A 449-nucleotide genomic window follows, 5' to 3' on the forward strand; every position below is an offset into this window, starting at 1 on the left:
GACTGGCCTTTGACCACGGCGCCATCATCCTGTGCGGCCTGAAAGAATTGTTTCACATTTGATGATTTCGTAATATCTGTTTGCAAAAAGGGCATTTCTGATCCTCTGTGTGATCGGAAATGCCCTTTTTCTGTTTGAAATGCCTTTTTTCTATCCTGCCCTATCTTTTTCTCGTCACTTCCTCCAGCTTCCTCTTCAGTTCCTCCAGCAGCTCCTTGTGCCTTCTGGACTCCATCCGGGGGAAGGCCCTCACAAGGCGTCGGCTGGCCTGAAGGGTCGCACCGGTCAGCTCCGCGTATCGCTGTCTGAGCATATCGTACCGCTCCCTCGTCTCCTCAGAGAGAAGGTCCAGGCGCTCCTTCGCCTCCCCGGAAATGGCGTCAAGCCGCTCTTTTCTGGCCTGAGCCATGTTCTCCAGCACCTCCGCCCTCTCCATGGCATCCATGACA

1 protein-coding gene is annotated in these 449 nt (G+C 54.3%); it reads right to left on the bottom strand.

Going from position 1 to position 449, the window contains the following annotated elements; all coding sequences use genetic code 11:
- Positions 1-160: 160 nt before the first annotated feature.
- Positions 161-449: hypothetical protein (locus H7U32_RS10315; protein ID WP_204469929.1), on the bottom strand; the 289-nt coding region annotated here is incomplete at its 5' end.

The organism is Bifidobacterium pullorum subsp. saeculare (genome assembly GCF_016899725.1).
GTDB classification, from domain to species: Bacteria; Actinomycetota; Actinomycetes; order Actinomycetales; family Bifidobacteriaceae; genus Bifidobacterium; species Bifidobacterium pullorum_C.